Origin of the sequence: Nitrospirillum goiasense, assembly GCF_034427435.1 — a bacterium.
Classification (GTDB): domain Bacteria; phylum Pseudomonadota; class Alphaproteobacteria; order Azospirillales; family Azospirillaceae; genus Nitrospirillum.
In genome coordinates, this window is sequence record NZ_JAXQNP010000002.1 from 1673494 (window position 1) to 1697017 (window position 23524).

The 23524-nt window shown below is 66.9% G+C and carries 26 protein-coding genes and 1 pseudogene; 14 read left to right on the forward strand and 13 right to left on the reverse strand.

What is annotated here, in order from left to right; genetic code table 11:
• Positions 1-223 precede the first annotated feature (223 nt).
• Positions 224-700: an Hsp20 family protein gene (locus tag ULB03_RS10255; RefSeq protein ID WP_322483047.1), complete on the reverse strand. Its 477-nt coding sequence runs from the start codon at positions 698-700 to the stop codon at positions 224-226.
• 342 nt (positions 701-1042) lie between these two features.
• Between ULB03_RS10255 and ULB03_RS10260 the strand changes: the two genes are divergently transcribed.
• The gene (locus tag ULB03_RS10260) at positions 1043-1501 is read left to right on the forward strand and encodes a DUF1465 family protein (RefSeq protein ID WP_322483048.1); all 459 of its coding nucleotides are present in this window, start codon (positions 1043-1045) and stop codon (positions 1499-1501) included.
• 274 nt (positions 1502-1775) lie between these two features.
• On the opposite strand, the gene rpmE is transcribed toward ULB03_RS10260, so the two are convergent.
• Entirely contained in the window at positions 1776-1997 is a 222-nt protein-coding gene (gene rpmE, locus ULB03_RS10265; RefSeq protein ID WP_040848326.1) for a 50S ribosomal protein L31, read from the reverse strand.
• 286 nt (positions 1998-2283) lie between these two features.
• Here rpmE and ULB03_RS10270 point away from each other — a divergent pair, with 286 nt between their 5' ends.
• The 3 genes from ULB03_RS10270 to ULB03_RS10280 all read left to right on the forward strand — a co-directional run bounded on the left by ULB03_RS10270 (position 2284) and on the right by ULB03_RS10280 (position 4875).
• Positions 2284-4107, forward strand: a complete 1824-nt coding sequence (locus ULB03_RS10270; RefSeq protein WP_322483049.1) for an ABC transporter transmembrane domain-containing protein — start codon at positions 2284-2286, stop codon at positions 4105-4107.
• A gap of 71 nt (positions 4108-4178) precedes the next feature.
• Positions 4179-4562: a type II toxin-antitoxin system RelE/ParE family toxin gene (locus ULB03_RS10275; RefSeq protein ID WP_322483050.1), complete on the forward strand. Its 384-nt coding sequence runs from the start codon at positions 4179-4181 to the stop codon at positions 4560-4562.
• Complete coding sequence (locus ULB03_RS10280; RefSeq protein WP_322483051.1) at positions 4543-4875, forward strand: helix-turn-helix domain-containing protein; 333 nt, start codon at positions 4543-4545, stop codon at positions 4873-4875. Before ULB03_RS10275 ends, ULB03_RS10280 begins: the two co-directional genes overlap by 20 nt.
• A gap of 103 nt (positions 4876-4978) precedes the next feature.
• Here the strand turns inward: ULB03_RS10280 and ULB03_RS10285 are convergent, their stop codons facing one another.
• Genes ULB03_RS10285 through ULB03_RS10300 form a run of 4 tightly spaced genes read right to left on the reverse strand, consistent with a single transcriptional unit; the run spans position 4979 to position 8799 of the window.
• The gene (locus ULB03_RS10285) at positions 4979-5704 is read right to left on the reverse strand and encodes an ABC transporter ATP-binding protein (RefSeq protein WP_145729574.1); all 726 of its coding nucleotides are present in this window, start codon (positions 5702-5704) and stop codon (positions 4979-4981) included.
• Positions 5704-6549: a high-affinity branched-chain amino acid ABC transporter ATP-binding protein LivG gene (gene livG, locus ULB03_RS10290; protein ID WP_322483052.1), complete on the reverse strand. Its 846-nt coding sequence runs from the start codon at positions 6547-6549 to the stop codon at positions 5704-5706. Before livG ends, ULB03_RS10285 begins: the two co-directional genes overlap by 1 nt.
• The gene (gene livM, locus ULB03_RS10295; RefSeq protein ID WP_322483053.1) at positions 6546-7862 is read right to left on the reverse strand and encodes a high-affinity branched-chain amino acid ABC transporter permease LivM; all 1317 of its coding nucleotides are present in this window, start codon (positions 7860-7862) and stop codon (positions 6546-6548) included. Before livM ends, livG begins: the two co-directional genes overlap by 4 nt.
• Positions 7863-7866: 4 nt before the next feature.
• Positions 7867-8799 carry an ABC transporter permease subunit gene (locus ULB03_RS10300; RefSeq protein ID WP_004273582.1) on the reverse strand — a complete coding sequence of 311 codons (933 nt, stop codon included), beginning with the start codon at positions 8797-8799 and terminating at the stop codon, positions 7867-7869.
• A gap of 374 nt (positions 8800-9173) precedes the next feature.
• Between ULB03_RS10300 and ULB03_RS10305 the strand changes: the two genes are divergently transcribed.
• The gene (locus ULB03_RS10305; protein ID WP_322483054.1) at positions 9174-9584 is read left to right on the forward strand and encodes a hypothetical protein; all 411 of its coding nucleotides are present in this window, start codon (positions 9174-9176) and stop codon (positions 9582-9584) included.
• Here ULB03_RS10305 and ULB03_RS10310 read toward each other — a convergent pair.
• From ULB03_RS10310 to ULB03_RS10320, 3 genes and pseudogenes are all read right to left on the reverse strand, one after another.
• A complete protein-coding gene (locus ULB03_RS10310; RefSeq protein WP_322483055.1) occupies positions 9561-10097 on the reverse strand; it encodes a GNAT family N-acetyltransferase in 537 nt (178 codons plus the stop codon). The genes ULB03_RS10305 and ULB03_RS10310 overlap by 24 nt on opposite strands.
• A 21-nt stretch (positions 10098-10118) precedes the next feature.
• Positions 10119-10490, reverse strand: a complete 372-nt coding sequence (locus ULB03_RS10315) for a cupin domain-containing protein (RefSeq protein WP_322483828.1) — start codon at positions 10488-10490, stop codon at positions 10119-10121.
• A gap of 92 nt (positions 10491-10582) precedes the next feature.
• Positions 10583-10711: pseudogene (locus ULB03_RS10320) on the reverse strand (hypothetical protein); the annotation flags it as partial.
• 190 nt (positions 10712-10901) lie between these two features.
• Between ULB03_RS10320 and ggt the strand changes: the two are divergent.
• The 5 genes from ggt (at position 10902) to ULB03_RS10345 (ending at position 15236) form a co-directional block, all read left to right on the forward strand.
• Positions 10902-12617, forward strand: a complete 1716-nt coding sequence (gene ggt, locus ULB03_RS10325; protein ID WP_322483056.1) for a gamma-glutamyltransferase — start codon at positions 10902-10904, stop codon at positions 12615-12617.
• A gap of 193 nt (positions 12618-12810) precedes the next feature.
• Positions 12811-13125 (forward strand): hypothetical protein, encoded by a 315-nt coding sequence (locus ULB03_RS10330; protein WP_322483057.1) that lies wholly within the window; start codon positions 12811-12813, stop codon positions 13123-13125.
• Between the two features lie 91 nt (positions 13126-13216).
• Entirely contained in the window at positions 13217-13429 is a 213-nt protein-coding gene (locus ULB03_RS10335; protein ID WP_322483058.1) for a hypothetical protein, read from the forward strand.
• 287 nt (positions 13430-13716) lie between these two features.
• On the forward strand, positions 13717-14286 hold the full coding sequence (gene efp / locus ULB03_RS10340; protein WP_145729568.1) for an elongation factor P: 570 nt from the start codon (positions 13717-13719) through the stop codon (positions 14284-14286).
• A gap of 140 nt (positions 14287-14426) precedes the next feature.
• Positions 14427-15236, forward strand: coding sequence for an inositol monophosphatase family protein (locus ULB03_RS10345; RefSeq protein ID WP_322483059.1), 810 nt, complete (start codon positions 14427-14429; stop codon positions 15234-15236).
• 72 nt (positions 15237-15308) lie between these two features.
• Here the strand turns inward: ULB03_RS10345 and ULB03_RS10350 are convergent, their stop codons facing one another.
• A complete protein-coding gene (locus ULB03_RS10350; protein WP_322483060.1) occupies positions 15309-16697 on the reverse strand; it encodes an ATP-binding protein in 1389 nt (462 codons plus the stop codon).
• Positions 16694-17422, reverse strand: coding sequence for a response regulator (locus ULB03_RS10355; RefSeq protein WP_416211112.1), 729 nt, complete (start codon positions 17420-17422; stop codon positions 16694-16696). The genes ULB03_RS10350 and ULB03_RS10355 overlap by 4 nt, the downstream gene beginning before the upstream one ends.
• A 274-nt stretch (positions 17423-17696) precedes the next feature.
• Between ULB03_RS10355 and ULB03_RS10360 the strand changes: the two genes are divergently transcribed.
• A complete protein-coding gene (locus tag ULB03_RS10360) occupies positions 17697-18461 on the forward strand; it encodes a MipA/OmpV family protein (RefSeq protein ID WP_322483061.1) in 765 nt (254 codons plus the stop codon).
• 60 nt (positions 18462-18521) lie between these two features.
• On the opposite strand, the gene ULB03_RS10365 is transcribed toward ULB03_RS10360, so the two are convergent.
• Positions 18522-19031 (reverse strand): glutathione peroxidase, encoded by a 510-nt coding sequence (locus tag ULB03_RS10365; protein ID WP_322483062.1) that lies wholly within the window; start codon positions 19029-19031, stop codon positions 18522-18524.
• A gap of 432 nt (positions 19032-19463) precedes the next feature.
• Here ULB03_RS10365 and ULB03_RS10370 point away from each other — a divergent pair, with 432 nt between their 5' ends.
• The 3 genes from ULB03_RS10370 (at position 19464) to ULB03_RS10380 (ending at position 22472) form a co-directional block, all read left to right on the forward strand.
• Entirely contained in the window at positions 19464-20174 is a 711-nt protein-coding gene (locus tag ULB03_RS10370; protein ID WP_322483063.1) for an OmpA family protein, read from the forward strand.
• A 69-nt stretch (positions 20175-20243) separates the two neighbouring features.
• Entirely contained in the window at positions 20244-21419 is a 1176-nt protein-coding gene (locus tag ULB03_RS10375) for a flagellar motor protein MotA (protein WP_322483064.1), read from the forward strand.
• A 3-nt stretch (positions 21420-21422) separates the two neighbouring features.
• Entirely contained in the window at positions 21423-22472 is a 1050-nt protein-coding gene (locus ULB03_RS10380) for a peptidoglycan -binding protein (RefSeq protein WP_322483065.1), read from the forward strand.
• Here the strand turns inward: ULB03_RS10380 and ULB03_RS10385 are convergent.
• The gene (locus ULB03_RS10385; RefSeq protein WP_322483066.1) at positions 22469-23455 is read right to left on the reverse strand and encodes a lipid II:glycine glycyltransferase FemX; all 987 of its coding nucleotides are present in this window, start codon (positions 23453-23455) and stop codon (positions 22469-22471) included. The genes ULB03_RS10380 and ULB03_RS10385 overlap by 4 nt on opposite strands.
• Positions 23456-23524 lie beyond the last annotated feature (69 nt).

Genomic DNA, 23524 nt, shown 5'->3' on the forward strand with positions numbered 1-23524 from the left:
AGTGGGTTGACTGGCCCGCGTGCCCTGCATACCGTCCGTTTCGAAGTTTGGTACGGGTTGAACGGGCGGGCAAAATCGGCAGCCGGAAAAACGGCGCCACTGGGAGTGTGAAAGAGGCCGCAGCGCAAATGCTGCGGCCCTTTCCATTTTTGGCGTCTGCTTGCCACCAAGGGGTGGGGCCAGGCGTTGCCCGCCCGGCCCCTTCGGTCACTTGCCCTCTGCTTTAATTCGCGACCTGGCCGGTGGGCAGCGCGGTCGTGGCCTGGCTGAGGTTGGTGATCGGGATGTGGCGCGGCTTGGCCGTCTCCGGCACCTCCCGCACCAGGTCGATGTGCAGCAGGCCGTTTTCCAGCGTCGCGCCGGTCACCCGGATATGCTCCGCCAACTGGAAGCGACGCTCGAAGGCGCGGCCGGCGATGCCCCGGTGCAGGTACTGCGCCTGCTGGGCCGACGACTCGTCCTTGCGGGACTTGCCGATCACCGTCAGCGCGTTCTCCTGCGTCACGATGTCGATCTCTTCCTGGCCGAAGCCGGCGACCGCCATGGTGATGCGGTAGTCATCATCGCCCCGCTTTTCGATGTTGTAGGGCGGATAGGCGGTGCCCTGGTCCTCGGTCTTCAGCGCCGACTCCATCAGGCGGGTCAGGCGGTCGAAACCGACGGTGGAACGGAACAGCGGGGACAGGTCGTAACTGCGCATGATAATCCTCCGGTAGAGCGATCACCCCAGCCCCTGGGCGCCATCATGGCCGTCCCGGCGGGTGGAGTTTCATGCCGGCTCCAGGAACCCCTCCAGGGCATTCCCGCCGACGATCTTTCATCTGTGAACGCCCGCGCCGGATTTCAATAGGGGGGCGGCCGGTCCGCCGCTGCGGGGTATTTGTTCAAATCCCCGGCCAAAATCCCCCAGGCTCTTTCCAAAGATTTAAGCCTTTCGCGGCACCCTGGATCCGCAAGCCCTGTGACCAGAAGGTGATCATGGGCCGGCGTGTATTGCGGGGCGGATCGATTCGGCCCTACAGTCAACGTCCGTGCCCGGGTTATGCCGGTGGGAATCTCCCATGCGGTATCCAGGACCAGCCCGGAGAAAGGGACGTCGTTGCTCGAGTCCAATGCCTTTTTTGATCGGACGTACGAGGAGACGATGGCCCTCCTGGTCGAGGCGCGGAACTACGTCGCCTTTCAGGAAGCCAAGGACCAGCGGGGCCTTCCGCCCCAGATTCGCCTGCAGGTCAGCTACGAATCACTGCGCGTCACCAGCCGCCTGACCCAGGTGATGGCTTGGCTGCTGGCCCTCAAGGCGGTGCATGCCCACGAATTGACGGCCGATCAGGTTCTGGGCGACCAGTTCGCGCTGTCGGGCGGCGCCATCTGCAGCGATCCTTCGGGCCCCGATAATGGCGAGCTGCCCGCCGGCCTGCGCTCGCTGCTGCAACGCAGCCACAGCCTCTACATGCGGGCGGAGCGCCTGGAAGACCAATACCGGCGCAGCGTGGCTTAGAGCGAGAGGCGATCATGTCTGATCGCGTTCCGCTCTAATCGCTTTCGTGCCCTCAGACGGCGGGCGGCCCTTTCCGGGGCCTTGCCTCATCCTCGATCTCCAATCCACCCTCGCTCCTCGCAAACCTGCGGGGCCCGCGGCCGCAGGCCTGGGCGCCCTTGAATAAAGAAGGGCAGGGCCTTGACGTGCGGCATGCGGGCAGCAAAAAAGAGCGCCCCGGATGGGACGCTCTTTTTTGAAAGCGTGAGCGGCGTGCGGCGTGGCCGCCCGCGGCTTACTTCAGGCCCAGGCCCGAGAAGCGGCGGTTGAACTTGGCGATCTGGCCGCCAGTGTCGACCAGCTTCTGCACGCCCGTCCACGCCGGGTGCGACTTCGGGTCGATGTCCAGGCGCAGCGTGTCGCCGGCCTTGCCCATGGTGCTCCGGGTCTTGAACGAGGTGCCGTCGGTCATGACGACGGTGATCTCATGGTAGTCCGGGTGAATGTCAGCTTTCATGATCGCCCAAGTCCCAAAACAAAAATCTCGAAATGCGAAGCCGGGCTTATAGCCAAAACCGTCCCCGGGATCAACACCCGATCACGCGCTTCTTGCGCGCGCAGGCGTCACAGCCACGCATGGCTGCGCCACAGGGTGGTGGAGGAACGGTCTGGCGGTGGTTGCCCCACGGCGCTCCAGGCATTACCTAAGCCATCACGCGCGCGGGGCCAAGCTGATTGTTCAGGACCGTTGAATGATGGGGGCGACCGCGCATGCCGCTTGATACAGATTGGGAACATCGCCGGTGACCGACGCCAGCCCGTCCACCCCGCCCGCCCGCAAGTCGTTGCGCCCCCTGGCCTTTCTGCTGCCCTTCGTGCGGCCCTATGTCTGGCACTCGGTGGGGGCGGGTATCGCCCTGCTGTTGGCGGCGGCCACCACCATCGGCATGGGCCGCGGGCTCCAGGCGGTGGTGGACCAGGGCTTCGTCACCAGCAACCCGCACCTGCTGGACCATGCGCTGCTGGTCATGCTGGGCGTCATCCTGGTGCTGGCGGGGTCCACCTATGTGCGCTTCTCCCTGGTTTCCTGGGTGGGGGAACGGGTGGTGGCCGACATCCGCCGGGCGGTTTTCGACCATCTGGTGACCTTGTCGCCCGGATTTTTCGAATCGACCCGCACGGGTGAGGTGCTGTCCCGCCTGACCACGGACACGACGCTGTTGCAGACGGTGGTGGGGTCCACGATCTCCATCGCCTTGCGCAACTCCCTGATGCTGCTGGGCGGGCTGATCATGCTGGCCATCACCAGCGCCAAGCTGACGGCGCTGGTGTTGATCGTCGTGCCCCTGGTGGTGCTGCCCATCGTCATCCTGGGCCGCTCCTTGCGTAAGCTGAGCAAGGACAGCCAGGATCGCGTGGCCGACGTGGGCGCCCAGGTTGATGAGACGCTGGGCGGCATCCGCATCGTGCAGGCTTTCGGGCATGAGGCCATCGAGACGGCGCGGTTCGGTGCCCGGGTGGAAGATGCCTTCATCACCGCCGTGCGCCGCATCCGCGTGCGGGCATTGATGGCCATGATCATCATCTCCCTGGTCATGGGGGCCATCGGCGTCATCCTGTGGATCGGCGGGCACGACGTGCTGGCCGGTCGCATCTCCGCCGGCCAGCTCTCCGCCTTCATCTTCTATTCCGTGCTGGTGGCCGGCGCTGTCGGCGCCATCTCCGAGGTCACGGGCGAATTGCAGCGCGCCGCCGGCGCCATGGAGCGGCTGGTGGACCTGCTGGACACCAAGTCCGACATCGTGGCCCCGGCCAACCCGGTGGCGCTGCCCACCCCGGCCATCGGCACCGTGGCGTTCGAGGATGTGCGCTTCCATTATCCGGCCCGGCCCGACCATGCCGCGTTGGAAGGCCTGGACCTGACGGTGGCGCCGGGCGAGACGGTCGCCATCGTCGGCCCCAGCGGCGCCGGCAAGACCACCCTGTTCCAACTGCTGCTGCGCTTCTATGACCCGCGGGAAGGCCGCGTGCTGGTGGACGGCGTGGACGTGCGCACGGCCACCCCGGGGGACGTGCGCGCCCGCCTCGGCATCGTCCCGCAGGAGGCGGTGATCTTCTCCACCAACGCGTGGGAGAACATCCGCTACGGTCGCCCCGACGCCACGGATGAGGAGGTGCGCGCCGCCGCCCGCGCCGCGCACGCGCTGGACTTCCTGGAAGCCCTGCCCGAAGGCCTGGGCACCTATCTGGGAGAGAAGGGCGTGCGCCTCTCTGGCGGCCAGCGTCAGCGCATCGCCATCGCCCGCGCCATCCTGCGCAATCCTAAGATCCTGCTGCTGGACGAGGCGACTTCCGCCCTGGACGCGGAGAGCGAGCGCGGGGTGCAACTGGCCCTGGAAACCCTGATGAAGGACCGCACCACCCTCATCATCGCCCATCGCCTGGCCACCGTGCTGAACGCTGACCGCATCATCGTCCTGGACAAGGGCAAGATCGTCGCCAGCGGCCGGCACGAGGAACTGATCCGCCAGGGCGGCCTCTACGCCCGCTTGGCGGCCTTGCAGTTCGACGCGGCCAGTGGGGCGCCCAAGGCGGCGGGTGAGGGAGCCGGCGAGGCGGCGGAATAGGGGAGTTGACGCTTGCATAATTTGGCGGCCACGGCACTATGAACTATAGTTCATAGACTGGGATCGCGAATGTGCGGGTCTTCAAGACGAAAGGCGTGGCCCGATTCGCGCGCCGTGAACGGTTGACCGATGGTGGTTTACGGGAAGCGATCGATCGGGCTGAGCGAGGTATTATTGATGCCGACTTAGGCGGTGGCCTGATTAAGCAGCGGGTCGCCCGACCAGGTCAGGGCCGGTCGGGCGGGTATCGGATGATTGTCGCCTACCGAGCCGCCGGCCGCGCCGTATTCCTTTATGGATTCGCCAAGAACGACCGCGAAAACATTGAGGAGGATGAGTTGCAGACCCTCCGCACCATCGGTGCCATCTGGCTCGCGGCGGCGGTGGATAAAATCATGCATGCCCTGGAAAATGGGGATTTGCAGGAGATCCTGGATGACGACCAAGACGCCTAACCGGCTGGCTCAGGAGCTATTGGAAATGGCTGGTGACCAGCATCGCCTTGGTCTCATGGATGAGGCCACCTATCGCAAAATAACGGTGCGGCACCTCGGCTCAAACGCTTCGCCCATGGCGGAACCTATCTCAGGAGAAGAGGTCAGGGCGATGCGCGAACAAGCGCACCTTAGCCAGGCGGCGCTCGCCAAATATCTTAACCTGACGACAGGCTATGTCTCGCAGCTTGAACGCGGGACGAAGCAGGCCAAAGGCGCCGTCCTGGCATTGCTCAATGTCATTCGCCGCAAAGGGATCGAGGCGCTTCAGTAATTAGAGCGAGATGCGATCATGTTTGATCGCATCTCGCTCTATAACCTGTTCATGATAGAGCGGATTTACACGATCAGGTGACTACACCTGATCGCGTTCCGCTCTAATGCGCCCCGCCCTCCAGATAGGCCGCGCGCACCTGTTCGTTGGCCAGCAACTCGCGGCCGGAGCCGGTCAGCACCACCTCGCCCGAGGCCAGGACATAGGCGCGATGGGCCAGTTTCAGGGCGTGGTAGGCGTTCTGCTCCACCAGCAGGATGGTCATGCCGCGTTCCCGGTTCAGCTGCTCGATGACCTGGAAAATCTGGCGGATGATGAGGGGGGCGAGGCCCAGCGAGGGCTCGTCCAGCAGCAGCACCCGGGGCCGGCTCATCAGCGCGCGGGAGATGGCCAGCATCTGCTGCTCCCCGCCTGACAGGGTGCCGGCGCGCTGGGCCTGGCGCTTCTCCAGGATGGGGAACAGGCCATAGCAGGTGGCCAGATCCTCGGCGAAGTGGGCGGGGTCGGCCAGGGTGGCGCCCAGCCGCAGGTTTTCCAGCACCGTCATGCGCGGGAAGATGCGCCGCCCCTCTGGCACCTGGGCGATGCCTTGCGCCGCGATCAGGTGCGGGGGCAGGCCGACCAGGCTTTTGTCCTGGAACAGGATCTGGCCCTGGCTGGGCCTGGGGTTGCCGCAAAGGGTCATCAGCAGGGTGGACTTGCCGGCCCCGTTGGCGCCGATGAGGGTGACGATCTCCCCTTCGTTCACCGTGACGTTGACGCCGCGCAGGGCGTGCACCGGGCCATAGCTGGCGTGGACGTCGGACAGTTGCAGCAGCGGGCCGGCCATCAGTGGGCCCCCACGCCGGCGGTCGTGTCGTCCGCGTCGGGTTCGCCCAGATAGGCCTTGATCACCCGTTCATCATTGCGGATTTCGGCGGGCGTGCCGGCGGCGATGCGGGCGCCATGGTCGACGACGAAGATGCGGTCGGAAATGTCCATGACCAGGCCCATGTCATGTTCGATCAGCAGGATGCCGATGCCGTGTTCGGCGCGGATGCCGGCCAGCAGCTCGGCCAGCGCCCGCGTCTCGCGCGGGTTCAGGCCGGCCGCCGGCTCATCCAGGCACAGCAGCAGCGGGTTGGTGCTCATGGCGCGGGCGATCTCCACCCGGCGTTGCATGCCGTAGGACAGGTTGCCCGCCGCCTCGTCCGCCACGGCCAGCAGGTCCAGCCGACGCAGCCAGTCGCGGGCATTTTCCACCGCCGCCTCTTCCGCCGCGCGCCAGCCCTTCAGGTTCAGCAGACCGGCGAAGGAGAAGACGGACTTGGGCATCAGCGCCTGGTGCTGGGCCACCAGCAGGTTTTCCAGCACCGTCATGCTGGGGAACAGGCGGATGTTCTGGAAGGTGCGCACCACGCCCGTGCGGGCGACGCCATAACCCTTCAGCTTTTGCAGCTCGATGGGCCCCCGGGTCGGATGGCGCAGCAGCAGCCGGCCGGCCGTTGGTTTGTAGAACCCGGTCAGGCAGTTGAAGATGGTGGTTTTGCCGGCGCCGTTGGGGCCGATCAATGCCGTGATGCGGTTGCGGTCGGCCGTCAGGTCCACGCCGTCCACGGCCAGCAGGCCGCCGAAACGCATGGTCAGGCCCCGGACGTCGAGAAGGGGCTCATCCAAAAGCGGTTCAGTCGTCATGGCGCGGCCTCCGCCACGGGCTTGGGCTTGGCGGTGGACAGCCGGATGGTCGGCAGGCGTCCGGCCAACAGGCCGCCGGGCTTCCAGATCATGATCAGGATCATGGCCAGGCCGAAGGCCAGCATGCGGTAGTCGGCGAAGCCGCGCGCCAGTTCCGGCAGCACGACGATGAACAAGGCGGCGATGATCACCCCCGCCTGGCTGCCCATGCCACCCAGCACGACGATGGCCAGGATGGTGGCCGACTCCATGAAGCCGAAGCTTTCCGGGCTGACGAAGCCTTGGCGGGCGGCGAAGAAGCAACCCGCCAGCCCGCCCATCAGGGCGCCGGTGGCATAGGCGGAAACCTTCACCATGGTGGGGTTGATGCCCAGGGAGCGGCAGGCGATCTCATCCTCACGCAGGGCTTCCCAGGCGCGGCCGATGGGCAGGCGGCGCAGGCGGGCGACGGTGTAGGCCGCCAGCGCGGTCAATGCCAGGATCAGCAGGTAGAGGAAGATCAGCCGGTGTTCCGGCGCGTAGGCGATGCCGGTGATCTCGCTGAAAGTGTGGCCGCCCTCGGGCGCCCGCCGGTCGAAGGTCAGGCCGAACAGGGTGGGCCGGGCGATGCCGGACACGCCGTTGGGCCCGCCGGTCAGGCCCTGCCAGTTTAGGATGACGATGCGGGTGATCTCGCCAAAGCCCAGGGTGACGATGGCGAGATAGTCGCCGCGCAGCCGCAGGATGGGCAGGGACAGCAGGATCGCGAACAGGCTGGACGCCAAGCCGCCCGCCGCCAGCGCCGGCCAGAAGCCCCAGTGCAACTGTGTGGTCGTTAAAGCGCAGGTGTAGGCGCCGATGGCGTAGAAGGCGGCGAAGCCCAGGTCCAGCAGCCCTGCCAGGCCCACCGTGATGTTCAGGCCCGTCGCCAACAGGATGTAGATCAGCGCGGTGGTGCCCAGGTCGATGACATAGCGGTTGGCGAAGGGCAGGAAGGGCAGGGCGGCGGCGGCCAGCACCAGCAGCGGCCCGCCCCAGGGGCGCAGGCGCTGGGCGCCCGCCGGAGGGCGCCACGCCGTGAGTGGGGCTGTGGCTTTGGCCAGCGGATCCGCCAGGAGGCCCAGGACCAGGCGGCCCAGGAAGACGAGGACGCCGGCCAGGGGCACATAGGCCAGGTTGGCCTGCACCACCAGGCCCTGGTCCAGGTTGACGGTGCGCAGGCCCAGGAAGGGGATGGCCAACGCCATGGCGACCAGACCGGCGACGCCGGCGTCACGCAGGCGATGGGCCAAGGGAATCGGGGTGCCGGTGGACGGGGATGCGGGTGCGGCCATGACCTCACACCTTCTCGATGTCAGGGCGGCCCAGCAGGCCCGAGGGGCGGACCACCAGCACCAGGATCAGGATGGAGAACGCCGCCACGTCCTTGTAGGCGCTGGAGACGTAGCCGGAGAAGAAGGCCTCGATCAGGCCGATCAGCAGGCCGCCCAGCATGGCGCCCGGCAGGCTGCCGATGCCGCCCAGCACGGCGGCGGTGAAGGCCTTCATGCCGGCCAGGAAGCCGATGTAGAAGTCGATGACGCCGTAGTAGAGCGTGACCATGACGCCGGCCACCGCCGCCAGCCCCGCCCCGAGCACGAAGGTGAGGGAGATGGTGCGGTCGACGTTGATGCCCAGCAGGGCCGCCATGGTCCGGTCCTGCTCACACGCCCGCTGGGCGCGGCCCAGCGCCGTGCGGTTGATGACCAGGGTGAACCCGGCCATCAGCGCCACGGTCAGCAGGATGATGAACATCTGGATATTGGTCAGGCCCAGGCTGAAGTCGCCGTCGTGCCACAGGGTGACGCCGCCCGTCATGACCGGCGGCAGCGACTTCGACCGCGCGCCCTGGGTCAGCATGACGAAGTTCTGCAGCAGGATGGACATGCCGATGGCGGAAATGAAGGGCGCCAGCTTGGGCGCCGTGCGCAGCGGGCGATAGGCCACGCGCTCGATGGTCCAGCCATAGGCGGCGGTGAAGGTGCAGGAGATGGCCAGCACGATGACCAGGGCCAGCGGCACCGAGGTGACGCCCGCGCCCAGCAGCAAGGTGAAGGTGGTGACGGCGATGAAGGCGCCGATCATGTAAATCTCGCCATGGGCGAAATTGATCATGCGGATGATGCCGTACACCATGGTGTAGCCGATGGCGATCAGTCCGTAGATGGCGCCCAGGGTCAGGCCGTTGATCAAATGCTGTAGGAATGTGCCAACTGCCAGCGTGAAACCCATTGCCGCCCTAACCGCCCCTATCCATGGCTGTCCGGCGTGCTTCGGGCCGGTTCCCACGCCGGCTTTGGCGCGGGTCCGCCGTGCCGGGACCGGCTGCGACCTTAACCCTAGTGCGCAGGGGCGGCAAGGCGGGGCAGGGTGTCCGGGGGTAAAAACGCACGCACCGCAACATTTCCAATGACCCTAGATTAGGAAATGGTGCAGGCGGGGCCGTCGGGTATCGCAATCAACGGAATTTCTCTGTTGAACTATCGTTCAATCAATGAGCGGGATCGCATGTTCTGGATGTCTGCTGGAGGTTGTAATTCGGTTATTTCAACCTTAGACTGGCATTATTCTTCTTTAGCCGAAGAATATAATTTCGGAGAAGGTTAATGGATATAGAAATAAAATTCCAGGATATTCGACCGTCATCTCTTGTTGAGATGGCGGGCGTCGACGAGAATTTTTATGTCGGTAATGCCGGAAGCCGACCCGATCTGGGTTCCTGCTATTTTTATGGAGATAAGAATGATCAGTTTTTCTTTTATCTAAAGAGTGATGCTCTTGATTCCGGTCATTACAATGTTAACATATATGCCGCTTCAATGAACAGGTTGGCAGGTCCATTCTTCTCTATGACCCACCTGCAAGATAAAAAATTTAAAAGCATAAAATCGAACATTATAAAATTTTTCTCCACTATCGATTTCTTCTACCCGTTAAGTGGTGCTCCGCCTAATATACGGCAAAAGGAGGTCGTATTCACCTGGGGTGGTGAACTATTTGGCGAGTCCCGGCGCTAGGTGTTTATAGAGCAGGGTCGTCGCCAGGGCCGAACCATCGACATGGATGGCATAGCCCGGAATGTCGCCCACGGTCTGGAACCCGACGGAGCGGTACAGCGCCCGGCCTTCATCACTACCCGTGTCCAGCAGCAGCAGGGTGCGGCCTTCCGTTCGAGCCAGCGCCTCGACGGCGGTCATCAAGGCGCGGCCGATGCCGCGCTGGCGGGCGTCGGGATGGACCAGCATCTTGGCCACCTCCGCCCGGTGGCGACCGTTGGGCGGGCCGGCCAGCAGCAACTGCACCGTGCCCACCAGGCTGTCCCCCAGCCAGGCGCCCAGCAATCGCCGCCCACCCGTCTCCAGGCCCGGCCTCAGGCCCTGCCAGAAGGCGGCGGCCTCGCCCTCGGTGAAGGGCAGGATGAAGCCGACGCTGGCCCCGCCCAGGACGCAGGCGTGCAGGATGTGGCTCAGGGCGGGGGTATGGGTGTCCAGCTCGGCGGCGGCGATTTCGCGGATGGTCAGGGCGGTCATGGGTTTCCCAGGCGCGGCGTCTCAGGGGTGGGTGATGGCGATGACGTAATGCGCGGCGTCCGGGCCGGGGCAATGAAAACGGCTGCCACCCGTCAGGCGATAGCGCAGCGTGTCCCCCGCCGACAGGGCGTGGTGCGTGCCGTCCAAGGTCAGCTCCAGCCGGCCGGCCAGCATCCACAAATGATGCTCCAGCCCCGCCACCGATGGCGCCTGATAGGCGATGACGGCACCTGCGGGCAGGGCGCCCTCCACCATCTCCGTCATGTAGCCGCTGGCGGGCGGGGAGACGCCACGACGGCGGAAGCCGGTTTCCGGGTCGGTCCAGACGGGCTGGGACTCGCGGGGGATGACCTGCTGCGTATCGGCCTCCACCTCCGCCAGCAGGCGGGACATGGGCCGTTCGTAGGCGGTGCACAGCCGCCCCAGCAGGGCGGCGGTGGGGCTGGTTTCCCCCGTTCCAGCCGGGACAGGGTGGCACGGCTGATGCCGCTGCGCTCCGCCAGGGTGTCCAGGGTCCAGCCGCGCTCCAGGCGCAAGCTGGCCAGACGGGCGGCCAGGCGTTGGTCGAAAGGGTCGGGGGCGGGCGTCTGTTCCATAATGGGAATATTTCCCATATATGAGAAAAAGATCAAGCCCCGCTCATCCTATCGCAGCGCAAAATCATCTTATCTTTCGCGGGCGACCTGGGCATGCTGAACCCTTCCGCGGTTGAGCGGACAACGATGGACACAAGAGGGGTGACCGATGGGGTCGTGGCAGGGTGGCAGGGGGCAAGGTGGCAGGGGGCAGGGCCTTAAGGAACAGTTGGCGACGGGCGTCACGCGCCGGTGGGTTCTCAATGCCCTGGGCGGGACGCTGGTCGGGTTGGCACTGGTCGCCGCCCTGCCGCAGGTCCAGGCCAAGGAGAGCGCCGCGGCGCCCGCCGCGCTGCTGTCGGGCGGTGCCGTGGCCTCGGCCGACAGCTTCGGCACGGCGGCGGGGGCGGAGATCCTGAAGGCCGGCGGCAACGCCGTGGACGCGGCCGTGGCCACCGCCTTCGCCTTGGCTGTGACCTATCCTGAGGCCGGCAATATCGGCGGCGGCGGGTTCATGACCCTGTTCGTCGATGGCAAGCCCTACTTCGTCGATTACCGCGAGGTGGCGCCCAGGGCCGCCACCCGCACCATGTACCTGGACGCCCAGGGCAACGTGATTCCCAAGCTCAGCTTGGTGGGCGCCAAGGCCGCCGGCGTGCCCGGCACCGTCATGGGGCTGTGGGAGGCGCACCACCGCTTCGGCACGCTGCCATGGGCGCGCGTGATCCAGCCGGCCATCACCCTGGCGGAAAAGGGCTTCCTGCCGTCCGACAAGATCATCGCCTATCGCACCGACATGATGGCCCAGTTCTCGGCCACCAACTTCGCCCGGTATTTCGGCCAGATGCAGGCGGGCAAGACCTTCATCCAGCCGGAATTGGCCGAGACGCTGAAGCGCATCGCCAAGGACGGGCCCCAGGAGTTCTACACCGGCAAGACGGCGCAGATGCTGGTCGCGCAGATGAAGAAGGACGGCGGCCTGATCACGGCGCAGGACCTGGCGGACTACAAGGCCAAATGGCGGGAACCCATCCAGTTCACCTGGCAGGGCAACGTCGTCTACACCGCCCCGCCGCCCAGCTCGGGCGGGGAGGCGCTGGCCCAGCTCCTGAAGATGAAGGAGCTGCGCGCCGCGGACTTCAAGGACGTGCCGCTGAACTCCGCCAAGTACATCCACCTGCTGGCGGAGATCGAGAAGCGGGTGTTCGCCGACCGCGCCGAGTACCTGGGCGACCCGGACTTCTACAAGGTGCCGGTGGAAAAGCTGATCAGCGACGACTACCTGGCCAAGCGGGCGGGGGAGATCAACCCCACCGCCATTTCGCCCACGCCCGACGTGAAGCCGGGGCTGGAGCCCAACGAGACCACGCATTTCTCCGTGGTCGACAAGTGGGGCAACGCGGTCTCCAACACCTACACCCTGAATTTCGAGTTCGGGAATGGCGAGGTGGTGGAGGGCGCCGGCTTCCTGATGAATGACGAGATGGACGACTTCAGCGCCAAGCCGGGCGTGCCCAACGGCTTCGGGGTGGTGGGCAAGGATGCCAACGCCATCCAGCCGGGCAAGCGCATGCTGTCCTCCATGACCCCCACCATCGTGACCCGCGACGGCAAGGTCAGCCTGGTGCTGGGCACGCCCGGCGGCTCCCGCATCTTCACCGGCGTCTTCCAGGTGATGAGCAACGTCTATGACTTCCACATGCCCCTGCAGGCGGCGGTGGCGGCCCAGCGGGTGCACCACCAGCTCTTGCCCAAGGACACCATCTACTACGACCCCTACGCCCCGCTGACAGGTCCGGAGGCCGACAAGCTGAAGGCCATGGGCTACACGCTGGTGAACCAGGGGTGGAACATGGGCGATGTGGAGGCCGTGCGCGTGATCGGCACGGATTTGGAAACCGCGTCCGATCCGCGCGGCCGCGGCGCCGGCCAGGTCGTCCGCTGAGCAAGCCGACAATGCATTGAATTAGTTGATGAAACGGCCGGGCGTGTACTGCTCCCGGCCGTTTTTAATTGCGGTCGCATTAAGGCAAACATCGCCCTTAAATCGTCAACATCCCCCTCCAAATTACCAGTCATGGGAAGCCGACGACGGCACGAGCCGACAAGCGAGCGTCCCACCTTTTGGAGGTAAGATCATGACGAGCGATTTCCTGCGTCTGGCGAAGGTAAAGCGCTTTGCCGCGGTTGCCGCCCTGGTCGTGGTCGGGGTCGCCGCATCCGGTCTGACCGCGACCCAGGCCAAGGCTGATGAGTACTGGCACCATCACCACGGCTACTACCGCTATCACGATTACTACGGCCCCCGGGTTTACGTGGCGCCGCCCCCGTACTACTACGCCCCGCCGCCCCGCCCGGTGTACGTCCCGCCCCCGGTGTACTACGCCCCCCCGCCGCCCCCGCCGGTCTACTATCCGCCGGCCGGCCTGAACGTGGTCATCCCGATCCGCTAACCCAATCCATCCAGCCGGCATCAAGTACGGCCCGGGGCGGGGCCCTTCCGGCTCCGCCCCAGTTCAAAACATAGAGAGCTCTGAGGCTATCATGGTGAAGAAAGCTGTCATCGTCGTCGTCGCCGGTTCCTTGCTGGCCGGCTGCTCCGGTCTGAACGCCCGCCAGCAGCGGGCGCTGTCCGGTGGCGCCATCGGCGCCGCGGGTGGTGCCGCCCTGACCGCCATCGTCGGCGGCCCGGTCCTGGCCGGTGCGGCGATCGGCGCCGCGGGCGGTGCCGCGGTCGGCGCCCTGATTAAGCCCTGACCTGATTAAACCCAGAGTCTTGTTGGCTTCGTTTCCATCTTCTTGAATCCCCTCATTTCCCTGTTTCCCCCTCCCAGACTTGATCAGGCCCGGCCGGCATCCGCCCGCCGGGCCTTTTTCCCTGTGCGCCCGTTTTCGCCCCTCGACCGCGGGCCCGTCGGCCTCTTTCTCGCGGGATAACGCCGAAGGGGCATGCGCCCGGGGAACTTCGGCCGATCTTGTCCGGCCGGCCACAAGCTGCTAGGGTCCCCGCCGCTCGCAAACACCCAGGTTAAAGTTGAAGCACCATGAAGGTTAACGCCAACACCATGCGCCCCGGCCACGTTATGGAGAATAACGGCAAGCTGTGGGTGGTCGTGAAGACGCAGATCGTGCAGCCCGGCAAGGGCGGCGCCTTCATCCAGATCGAGATGAAGGACGTGCGCACGGGCACCAAGACGATCGAGCGCTTCCGGACCCAGGAAAGCGTGGAACGTGCCCGCCTGGACGAACATGAAATGACCTTCCTGTTCGCCGAGGACGGCGACAGCTACACCTTCATGGACAAGGAAACCTTCGAGCAGGTCTCCATCCCCGGCGATGTTGTCGGCGACGGCAAGGTCTTCCTGACCGACGGCATGGAAGTGACGGTGCAGACCTTCGAGGGCGCGCCGCTGTCCGTCGAACTGCCGCAGACCGTGACCCTGCGGATCACCGAGGCCGACCCGGTGGTGAAGGGCCAGACGGCCTCTTCGTCCTACAAGCCGGCCGTGCTGGAAAATGGCGTGCGCATCCTGGTTCCGCCCCACATCGAGGCCGGCACCCGCGTGGTGGTCAGCACCGCCGAGGGCGAATATATGGAACGCGCGAAGGACTAAGCCTCCTTCCCGCCGCCGCCTTCGGGTGGCTGGTTCGTTGCCAGAGCGAATTCCGCCTTCCGGTGGAATTCGCTCTCGGCTTTTATGGTAGGGCGGTCCCCCGGGGACCCGCCTTGTGATGAGATCAAAAGGGACACCCCATGGCCGCCCGTTCCGCTATCCTCAACGTCATGACCAAAGCCGCCGAGAAGGCGGGCCGCGCCCTGGTGCGCGACTTCGGCGAGGTGGAGCAGCTGCAGGTTTCCCGCAAGGGCCCGGCCGACTTCGTGTCCGCCGCCGACCGCAAGTCCGAAAACATCATCCGTGAGGAACTGGCCAAGGCCCGTCCCAGCTTCGGCTTCCTGCTGGAGGAGACGGGCACCGTCGCCGGCAGCGACCCGTCGCATCGCTGGATCGTCGATCCGCTGGACGGCACCACCAACTTCCTGCACGGCCTGCCGCACTGGGCCATCACCATCGCGCTGGAGAAGGAAGGCGAGATCGTCGCCGGCGTGGTGTACGAGCCGGTGCATGACGAGATGTTCTGGGCGGAAAAGGGCGCCGGCGCCTTCCTGAACCACACCCGCCTGCGCGTCTCCGCGCGCCGCAACCTGCCCGACTCCCTGATCGCCACCGGCATTCCGTTCAAGGGCCATGGCGACCACGCCGCCTATCTGCCGCAGTTGCAGGCGGTGATGGGTGAGGTCGCCGGCATCCGCCGTCTGGGCGCCGCCGCCCTGGACCTGGCCTACGTCGCGGCCGGCCGGTTCGATGGCTTCTTCGAGACCAACCTGAAGCCGTGGGACGTGGCCGCGGGCCTGCTGATGGTGACCGAGGCCGGCGGTTTCGCCACCGAGATCGGTGGCGGTCGCAACCCGGCCAGCGGCGCCAGCGTGCTGGCCGCCAATGCCCATCTGCACCTGCCCCTGGGCACGCTGCTGCGCAACGCCGGCAAGAAGGCCGCCGGCTGAAGGGTTTATCCCGATTGATGGAAACGGCCCGGACCTTCCCGTCCGGGCCGTTTCATTTTCAGGGGAATGGGTTCAGGTGACGGGCAGTGTCACCCGGGCGTCCAGCCCCCCGCCCGGCCGGTTGGCCAGGACGATGTCGCCGCCATGGGCGCGGATTATGGCGAGTGCCGCCGTCAGCCCCAGGCCCACGCCGCCCGTGACCCGGTTGCGGGAGCGGTCCAGGCGGAAGAAGGGGCTGAACACCTGATCCAGCGCGTCGTCCGGGATGCCCGGCCCGTCGTCCCGCACCGTGATCGCCAGCATTCCCCCCGCGTCTTGGCCCGTTCCGTTGTGCGCCGGCACTTCTTCAAGCGTCACCGTCGGCGGTGTGGCGTGCCTGACGGCGTTTTCGACCAGGTTGGTGAACGCGCGTTTCAGCGCGAAGGGCCGGCCGCGATAGACGGCATGGGGCGGCCCCGCATAGGGGATGGTGATTCCCTGGTCGGCGAATTCGTCGGCGATGGTGATCAGTAGCCCCGCGAGGTCGAAGGCTGTCACGGCTTCCTCATCCGCGTCATCGCGGAAAAATGCCAGGGCGCCGTCCACCATGGCCTGCATCTCGTCCACGTCGCGGAACAGCCGCGCCTGCTGCACGGGGTCCTCCACGAATTCGCCACGCAGCCGCATGCGGGTCAGCGGGGTGCGCAGGTCGTGCGAAATGGCCGCCAGCATGGCGGTGCGGTATCCCACGAACTTCTGGATTTGCCCCTGCATATCGTTGAAGGCCCGGATGACGCCGCGTAGTTCGCGGGGACCCGACTCGCTGATGGGGGGCGCCTTGGGATCGGTGCCGAACTGCCGCGCGGCGGCGGCGATGCGTTCGATGGGGCGGGACAGTTGCCGCGCCGCGATCAGCGAAACCGCCGCGGCCGACAGCAACAGCAGCACCAGGATGATGGCGATGCGGGACAGACGCACCAGATCCCGGGACCAGTCCCGCGCCATGTAGACCAGCCAGCTGCCATCCTTCAGCGGCACGCCCAGGAAGCGTGGGCGCGGGTGCGTTTCCATGTCGGCCCGCAAGCCCATGCGGCTCGCGTCCGCCGCCGTCGCGGTGAACACCAGGGCCCGCCGGCCCAGCGCCTCCAGCCAGGGGCTGGGCAGGGGATGGATGTCCTCCGGTCCTGACTCCCGGTCCAGCGCCACGGCCAGGGGGCTGGCGGCGTCGTACCAGTCGACCTCATACAGCTTGGTCGAAGCGGCGCGGGCCAGGGCCGGCCGCATCTCCGGCGGGGCGACGTCTATGGCGTGGCTGATGCTGGTGACCGCCTGGAACAGGCCGGCCTCGTTGGCGGGCGACGACAGCCAGCTTCCGGCCAAACTGACGGCCAGGGCGCTCAAGGTCGCGGCCACCGTCACCGCCGCCATGATGGTCAGGGCGAAGCGGCGGGCGATGGTGTCCTGCGGCCAAAGCGACATCATTGCCGCCGGACCTGGGGCGTGAAGATATAGCCGCCGTTGCGGACGGTGCGGATCAGGGCGGGGGTCTTGGGATCGTCCTCCAGCTTGTGGCGCAGGCGGCTGACCTGCACGTCGATGCTGCGGTCATAGGCCCCGTGGCTCAGCCCCCGCGCCAGGTCCAGCAACTGGTCACGGGTCAGCACGCGCTGCGGATGCTCCACGAAGGCCAGCAGCAGGTCGAACTCGCCGCCGGACAGCAGCACCAGGGTGCCGTCCTCTGACCGCAGCTCACGCCGCGCCACGTCCAGCCGCCACCCGGCGAAGCCCAGGCAGGGGCGGGTCTCGGCCGCCGGGCCGCCCCCCTCGCGGGTGCGCCGCAGGACGGCCTTGACCCGGGCCAGCAGTTCGCGCGCGTCAAAGGGCTTGGTCAGGTAATCATCGGCCCCGATTTCCAGCCCGACGACGCGGTCGGTATGGTCGGCCATAGCGGTCAGCATGATGACCGGCACGCGGGACGCCGTGCGCAGGGAGCGGCATAGGCTGAACCCATCCTCCCCGCGCAACATGACGTCCAGGATGACCAAATCCACGGGCTCCGCCGCCAGGGCCGCGTGCATGCCCCCGCCATCCTCCGCCACGCGCACGTTGTAGCCGTGCTTTTGGAAGAACAGGGTCAACAGGGACAGGATGTCCTCATCGTCATCGACGATCAGCAGGGTGGGGGAGGGGGGCAGCGTCAGGTTCATGGCCGCATGCTAGCACGCCCATTCCCCGCGCCTGTGTCCGTTGTCCCGGCCGATTGTTTCAGGGCGGACACATTGTGCCGCCGCCGCAGCAAACACGACATCAGCCGCCAAGATTGGCAAGGCACGATCCCCGCGTCTTGGCGGTCGGCGCAGTTGGGGGCCGCCACCGGACGCCGTTTTCCCTGTGAGAGGCCAAGCGCCCATGTTTCCCCGCAAGATTCTCCTTCCCGCATCCACCCTTATGATAACCGTCTCCCTGCTCGCCGGGACGGCGATGGCCGAGGATGGAATCGCCCAGCCGGCCCCGGTCTCGCCAACACCGGTCGGGCCAGCCCCGATTTGGGACGTCAGCCTGGGTGCCGGCGTGGCGGTACGCCCGACGTATGAGGGCAGCGACCATTACCAGGCCAGCCCCATGCCGCTGTTCAGCGTCCGCTATAACGACATGCTGACCATGGGACCGGAGGGGCTCAGCGCCTATTGGCATCATGGCGATTTCCGCGTCGGCGCCGGCCTGACCTTCGACCCCGGCCGCAACGACAGCAAGGGCAACGGGCTGTTCAACAACGGCGACGACCGGCTCAAGGGCATGGGCGACGTGGACAAGTCCCTGGGCTTCAAGGTCTTCGGCGCCTATCAGCTGGGGCGGCTCAGCCTTGACCTGTCCGCCGTGAAGTACACCGGGGACCATAATGATGGCGTGGTGGTGACGGGGGGCGTCGGTCTGCCGCTCAAGCTGGCCGAGCGCCTGACCCTGACGCCGCATGTCGGCGTGAGCTGGGCCAGCGACAGTTATATGCAGGCCTATTTTGGCGTCACCCCGGCCCAGGCCGCCGCCAGCCGCTTCGCCGCCTACAGTGCCGGGGCCGGCTTCAAGGATGTCAGCGCCGGCGCCCTGGCCCGGTATCGCGTGACCGACCATTGGTTCGTGACCGGCGACGTCACGGTGAAACGTCTGCTGGGTGATGCCGCCGACAGCCCGGTGACCTACGCCGCCACCAGCGCCCGCGCCTTCGCGGCGGTTGGCTACCGCTTCTGACTAAGCCGCCCCTGGCACCCATGGTGCCGGGGGCGGTTCAGTCGCGCCCCCACGGGGCGATCAGGCCAGGGCCGTTTCCACCGCCTTGATGATCGCCTCGTTGGAGGGGCGGAAGACGGACGACCAGTAACGGACCAGGCGGCCGTCCTTGCCCAGCAGGTACTTGTGGAAGTTCCAGCGCGGGGCGGCGTCCTCCCCGGCGACATCCACCAGCCAGCCGAAGAACGGATGGGCGGTGGCGCCCACCACCACTTCCTTGTCCGCCATGGTGAACTCGACACCATAGTTGCGCTGGCAGAAGGCGCCGATTTCCGAGGCGGAGCCGGGTTCCTGCTTGCCGAAGTCGTTGGACGGCACCCCCAGGACCACCAGGCCGCGCGGGCCGTACGTGGCATGCAGGGCCTGCAAATCCTCATACTGGTTGGTGAAGCGGCAGTTGCTGGCGGTGTTCACCACCAGAACCGGTTGCCCGGCGAAGGCGGCCAGGGGAATGGCGCCCTTGCCGCCCAGGCGCTGGAACGTGAAAGCGTGGGCCGAGGGGGCGGCGGCGGTCTGCGGCTGGGGCAGCATGGGGGTGGGCTCCTGACCGGTGGTCTGGTGAGGCGGCGCCGAATGGGCCGCCGGTGTTAATCAGAGATTTAGAATTATTCTAAATCATCGGGTGGCGTCAAGCACGAGATGCGGCAGGCGGCGTCATGAAACAGGGCCGGTGAGCCAAAGCGGTGATAAAAGGGTTGCGCGGACCATGGATTGGCCACATTTCCAAGGTCTAGTCAGCCTGCCGAAAGCCGTTACCCGTATGCGTCGCCCCACCATGCCCCCTGTGCCCGTTTTCGCTGTCGTGGCCGCCGCGTTGCTGGCGATTCCGGCCTATGCCCAGACCGCGCCGACGGACTCCCCCCGGCCAGTGCGTCCCCATCCAATGCTTCCCCATCCGGGGCGCCTCAGAACGGGACGTCCGACGCCGCAAGGGGCGACGCCGCAAAGGGCCCCAGCCCGCAGGTGCCGGCGGCGCAGTCCGCCCCGAAGTCGAAGGCCACCCAGCATAAGGCGCCCAAGCCCGCGCCGGCACCGGCCGTCCCCGGCCAATCCACCGACAGCCAATCGGGCAAGGCGACCACCCCGCCCAGTTCCGGTGAGCTGGGCACGCCCACCATCGAACGGGCCAAGCCCGCGCCCACGCCCAAGGTGGTGCCGGTGCCCGACATGCCGAAGCCGCTGACCAAGCCGGAGGCGACGCCCATTCCCGGCCGCACGCCGGAACCCGACGGGGCCCAGCCGCCCGTCACCACGGAAATTCGGCCGCGGGGCGTCACCCATGTGGACAAGGGCACGCCCGCTACCCCGGCCGACCATCTGGTGGTGCCCTTCGCCGCTGGGGGAACCACCCTGGACAAGAAGCAGGAGGCGGCCTTGACCGCCGTCGCGGGGCGCCTGGGCCAAGATCCCAACCGACGCCTGGAGATACGGGGATACGCCCCGCTGCCGGCCCTGGACCGGGAGGCCGCCGCCCGGCGCCTGTCCCTCATGCGCGCCAACGCCGTGCGCGATCGCCTGATGGCCTTGGGCGTGCCCAAGGAGCGGCTGGTAGTGTACGCCATGGGGTCCGTCAACGGCAATGAGGACGACAAGAACGCCGTGCGGGGCGCCAACAAGGGATCGGACCTGCCGGCGGAAGCCTTCGACCGGGTGGAGCTGACCTTCATCCACTGAGCCAGTCCCCGCGGGCCGGGACGGTGGCAGCCGACCGGGATCAACCCGCCGCAGCGATAAAGGAAAACAATGTCGCGCCCGACCCCCTACCTGTTCCGCATGTGTGTGTTCCTGGCGGCCATCGCCGCGGTGATGGGGGTGCTCTACCCGCAGGTGGAGCGGTTCTTCATGGCCAACCCCGCCCTGAATGGCTTGATCCTGGGGGCGCTGGCCATCGGCATCCTCTACATCTTCCGCCAGGCTCTGATGCTGCGGCCGGAGGTGGAATGGCTGGAGACCTTCCGCAGCGGCGGCGCCACCTCCACCCAGCCGCGCCTGCTGGCGCCCATGGCCCACATGCTGGGGGATCGCGGCCGGGGCGGCACGGCGGGCATGGCGGGCAGCCGTCTCAACCTGTCGGCCATCGCCACCCGGTCCCTGCTGGATGGCGTCAGCGCCCGCTTGGATGAAAGCCGGGAGATCAGCCGTTACCTGATCGGCCTCATGATCTTCCTGGGTCTGCTGGGGACTTTCTGGGGGCTGTTGCAGACCGTCTCCACCATCGGCGGCGTCATCTCCGGTCTCAAGATGGGCAACGGCGACGCGGTCGCCATCTTCTCCGAACTGCAGCAGGGCCTGGCCGCCCCGCTGGCCGGCATGGGCACGGCCTTCAGCGCCAGCCTGTTCGGTTTGGCCGGCTCCCTGGTGCTGGGCTTCCTGGAGCTGCAGGCCGGGCAGGCGCAGAACCGCTTTTACATGGATCTGGAGGATTGGCTGGCCGGGTCCACCCGCATCGGCGGTGGCGGCCTGGTGGAGGCGGGTGACCAGCCGGTGCCGGCCTACATCCAGGCCCTGCTGGAGACGACGGCCGAGAACATCGAGAAGCTGCAATACACCATGGCGCAGGGGGAGGATAACCGGCGCAACGCCAACAGCCACCTGGTGGCGTTGACGGAGCGGCTGGCCACCCTGTCGGACCAGATGAAGGCGGAACAGCAACTGATGGTGCGGCTGGCGGAAGGCCAGATGGAGATGCGGCCCGTTCTGCAGCGCCTGACCGACCAACTGGCCGGCGGTGGCGGCGCCCTGGGCGGTGGTGGCCTGGACGATGCCAGCCGCGCCCACCTGCGCAACCTGGACCTCTACCTCGCCCGCCTGGTGGAGGAGGTGGCCACCGGCCGCGTCCAGTCCACCCAGGAAATCCGCACCGAGATCAAGATCCTGACCCGCACCATCGCGGCGCTGGGCGAAGGGGCGGAGCGCTAAGCCATGGCGGGCATCGGCCGGCGGGCCTCACGCCGCCACCTCGACATCTGGCCGGGCTGGGTGGACGCGCTGTCCTCCCTGGTCATGGTCATCGTCTTCCTGCTGATGGTGTTCGTGCTGTCGCAGTTCGCGCTCACCTCCCTGCTGCACGGCAAGGATGAGGCGCTGGCCCAGCTGAACAGCCGCATCGCCCTGCTGGCCGACCAACTGGCCATGGAGCAGGCGGACAAGGCCAAGCTGACCGCCGACATGGCGGCGCTGACGGAGCAGTTGCAGGCGTCGCTCGCCAAGAACACCCAGTTGCAGGCGGATCTGGACGCGGCGGGCAAGGCCAAGGACGACCTGGCGGCCCAGGTGCAGGCCCTGACCGATGCCGCCGGCGCCAAGCAGGCGGAGCTGGATAACGAGAAGAATGTCAGCGCCCAGGCCAAGGCCCAGGTCGACCTGCTGAACCAGCAGTTGGCGGCGCTGCGCCAGCAATTGGCCCAGTTGAACGCCGCGCTGGCGGCGTCGGAGCAGAAGGACAAGGAACAGCAGGTCCAGATCGTGGATTTGGGCAAGCGCCTGAATGCCGCCCTGGCCGGCAAGGTGGCGGAACTGGCCCGCTATCGCTCCGAGTTCTTCGGCAAGCTGCGCGAGGTGCTGGGCGACCGGCCGGACATCCGCATCGTCGGCGACCGCTTCGTCTTCCAGTCCGAGGTGCTGTTCGACAGCGGCAGTGCGGAGCTGGGCGACCGGGGCCGCAAGCAGTTGGCCAGCCTGGCCAAGACCCTGTTGGACATCTCCAAGAAGTTCCCCAAGGACCTGAACTGGATCCTACGGGTGGACGGCCATACGGATGCCGTGCCCATCCATACCCCGGCTTTCGCCAGCAACTGGGAGCTGTCGTCGGCCCGCGCCACCGCGGTGGTGAAGTTCCTGATCCAGCAGGGCGTGGCGCCGGAGCGCCTGGCCTCCACCGGCTTCGGTGAGTTCCAGCCGCTGGAACCGGGCGACAGCCCGGATGTTCGCGCCCGCAACCGCCGCATCGAGCTGAAGCTGGACCAGCGCTAATTCCACACGCCGGCCAGTTCCACTTCTTCCCCGCCCAGGCCGCGCTTGAAGGTGTTGATGCCCTCCACGTCCGGGGTCAGGCCACCCAGGTCGAAGGCGACGCGGCCCTGGGCCTTCAACTCCAGGCAGGCCCGCCATAGCAGCAAATGGTGGGCGCGGGTGCGGCGGCCTTCCGGGCCGCTCCACCCCACCTGGTAGGTCGCGGCCACGCCATGGCCGAAGATCAGCATGCCCGCCACCGGCTCCCCCTCCAGCAGGGCGCGCAGGACCATCACGTCGCCATCCTTGTGCATGGCGGTGCGCAGGCGGGTCAGCAGCTTGGTGCTGGCGGCGCGGTACTTCCGCTCCTTACGGTCGGCCTCGTGCTTTTCCAACAGCCAGGGCAGGGTGGCGCCGTCACGGTCCACCTCCACCACCAGGCCGGACTTTTCGCCCTGGCGCAGCTTGTTGCGCCACTTTGGGTCCAGCTTGGCGCGCAAGGCGGCCTCATCCGGCGTCAGGTCCAGCCAGATGGTGCGGTAGCCGGGTCCTGGTTGATGGCGCCAGCCGGCCCAGGTCAGCGCCGTGGTGGCCAAGGGGCCGGCCGGCACCTCGGCGATCACGCTGGGCCAGCGCAGCAGGCCGGTGGGATAGGCCTGGCGCAGCAGGCGGTAGACCACGCCCACGGTGCTCCAGTCCTGCGCCTCCGGCACCAGCAAGGGGCCGCGATGCACCTTGGCCACGTGGACGGCGCGGGCCAGGCGCTTTTCCAGCACCAGCACCAGCCCGACGGGCTGTCCCTCCCGTTCGAAGATGCCCAGGCGCGGTTTCCAGCCCTCCACCGTCATCATGGCGGCGGCATAGCCGAAGCATTGCGTCAGGCTGCTGCGCGGCACCCGTTTCAGCAGGGCGTTCCATTCGCTGATGCGGGCGCCGTCCCAGCGCAGGGTGACGTTGGGGGCAGCACCCGTCGCCTTGGGCTCCGGCTTGGGCGCGGGCGTCACCGCGGGCGGGGTCTTGGATTTTTTGACAGGGGTGGATTTGGCCACGGGACTCGACAGCGGCAGGTGGGA